General features: G+C 42.9%; 1 protein-coding gene and 1 pseudogene. Both read right to left on the reverse strand.

The features are described from left to right. Window positions 1-395 (reverse strand): annotated as a pseudogene (locus VF500_RS03430) (RagB/SusD family nutrient uptake outer membrane protein); the annotation flags it as partial. A gap of 19 nt (window positions 396-414) precedes the next feature. Then, a partial coding sequence (locus tag VF500_RS03435; RefSeq protein WP_330858329.1) for a SusC/RagA family TonB-linked outer membrane protein occupies window positions 415-2,728 on the reverse strand: 2,314 nt, incomplete at its 5' end.

A 2,728-nucleotide genomic window follows, 5' to 3' on the forward strand; every position in this document is an offset into this window, starting at 1 on the left:
GCTAATGATGCGGAGCCTATGTAACTGCCATTTTTAGTAACCTGGTCAAGCAGGGTATTAGCCCTGAAAATGCCATTGAAATCGGTGCCCCAGGCTTCGGTAACATATGCATTTGCCGCTAACGAGGGCGAGAAATCATTCACCGGGTCCCAGTCACGCACGGTAACCGAAACACCATAAATATTATCCGAACGGATCTCGGACATATTGGCTAATCGTACCGGGTAATTGTGCAGATCGGCATAAATAGCATTTGTAGCCTGCAAAAAATCACTTGGCGACCTGTAAAAAGTTGCTGTTGTTGAGCTGGATATAGGCACCTGGTTTAAATCCTTATTACAGGAGGCCATTAAAAAAACAGCTGATATGGTTGATAGAAAAAATATCTTTTTCATTTTGATAATGTTGAAATAATTAAAAAGTAACATTTAGCCCGAAAATCAATGATTTAGCTAATGGCAAGCCTCCGTAATCACCTGCTTCGGGGTAGTTACTGTCTGAGCTGATGGCTGTATTTTGCGCCTCTGGATTCAAACCTCCATAATATTTATCATGCCCAAAGAAGTTTTCGGCCGTAACGTACAGGCGTGCAGCACCTAAAACTTTGGTTTTAAATATATTTTTAAGATCGTAACCCAATGTAATATTCCTAACCCTCACATAATCTGAAGAATACAACCAATCGGTATTGGCTACGAAACCAAATGTAGAGTAGGCTTTGCTAACCCGGCCAGCACCCTGGTTTTCAGGTGATCTCCAACGGTTATCATAAAATGCAGGTGCATTATCGGTAAAGCCCTGGCCTGTGCGGGTGATGGCCCTGCCCAATAAAGAGTAAACTGATCCGCCATTCTGGCCCTGCACTAAAACAGTAAGATCGAAACCTTTCCAGCGTACAGTATTGGTGATTCCCCAGGTATAAGTAGGGTTTGGATGACCAACAATTTGTTTATCGGCCTCGGTTATTACTCCATCACCGTTCAGGTCCTGATATTTGGGATCACCAACTGTTTCGCCTGTACCATAGGTTGCTACATGGTTATCAATGTCTGCCTGTGTTAGGAAACCAATTTGTTTAACAACATAAATACTGTTCAAAGGCTGGCCTACGCGCAAAATGGCATCAGAAACATCAAATGAATTTGGAATAATAATTTGTTTCTGGTTACCATAAAGGCTTACGATCTTATTTTTATAGTGGCTGATATTAATTGATGTACTCCATTGAACCTTACCAACTAAATTACGGCTGGTTAATTCCAGCTCCTGCCCCACGTTACGTACCGAACCGGCATTGCGCAACTGGCTGCTAAAACCAGTGGACTGAAGGATCGGCACATTCAGCAATAAGTCGGTATTCAATTTGTTGTAGTAATCAAATGAACCGGTTAAACGGTTACTGAAAAACCCGAAGTCGAGCCCTACATCATAGGTTTGTGATTTTTCCCATTTGATATCGGGGTTTGGTAGATTGCTTGGAGCCTGCCCGATAGCCAATGCCTGCGGCGAGCCTAAAACATATCCGTATGAACCTATTTGTGAAATACTTCCGTAATCGGCAATGCTGTTATTTCCATTTACACCATAACTAAAGCGCAGTTTCAGATCGCTCATTACGGGCAGCCTTTTCATGAAATCTTCCTGTATGATACGCCAGCCTACCGATGCTGAAGGGAAAACGCCATATTTGGTATTGCCGCCAAATCTTGACGAACCATCCTCGCGTAAGCTTGCGGATAAAAGGTATTTGTTCTTATATGCATATTGCGCGCGGCTAAAGTATGATACTAACACACTTTTGGTTCCGGTTGTGTTGCCGGTTACGTTGGCAGCAGCATTTAAGGTTTGAATAACACTGCTGGTGTAACCGCCAACCGATGATAGCGTAGATTGATCTAAGCGGTCGGTATTGTATGACTGGCCTAATAATATACTCAGGCTATGGTTTGCGTGAATGGTGGTATTATAGGTAAGCGTATTTTCATTAACAAATGTTTGTCTTTTAAAAGTACTGTACGAACCCGAAGTGTTAGCGGTAAGATTGGCGTTTGTAGATGCATTAAACGTTCTGGAAGCCAAAGTACCTGCAATGGTGTACGGCGTGTAACTGTTGGATGCATTATCAACATTATCGAGGTTCAATGAGCTCCTTAATGTTAAGCCTTTTATGATTTCGTATTCGGCAAATATGCTGCCCAGTGTACGGTATTTTTTGGTTTGCCCTACTTTGTTCTCCAATTTGGCTATAGGACTGTTTGCCGAGTTACCCCAGGTGTATTGCCCGTTTTTAAAAGCATTAGGGTATAAGCCAACGGTATCTTCCTGTATAGGGCTATAGCTCAGCGCCTGGTGAAAAATATTATCTTTTCCCTCCACACCAGGATCCTGCGAAATAGAATAAGTAGGCGCTATGTTTAAACCCAGTTTCAGATTTTTGGCGATTCGAGCTTCCACGTTGGCCCTGGCCGAGTAGGCTTTATAACCCAACCCTTTCACAAAACCATCCTGATTAGCATAGTTTCCTGAAATAAAATAATTTACAAATTCATTACCTCCGCTTGCACTTAAAGCCTGGTTTTGCATAGCTCCCTTTTGCTCAATGGCTTTCTGCCAATCTACATATTCTAAGCCCGGATGACCTGGCGTAGCCCATCTTGGGTCGAGCATATAGGCCGAACTAAAAGCACCGCCATTCAGTGCCTGACGTGTTGCATTGTCATCACTTGCT

This window comes from Mucilaginibacter sp. (genome assembly GCF_036383575.1).
Classification (GTDB): Bacteria; Bacteroidota; Bacteroidia; order Sphingobacteriales; family Sphingobacteriaceae; genus Mucilaginibacter.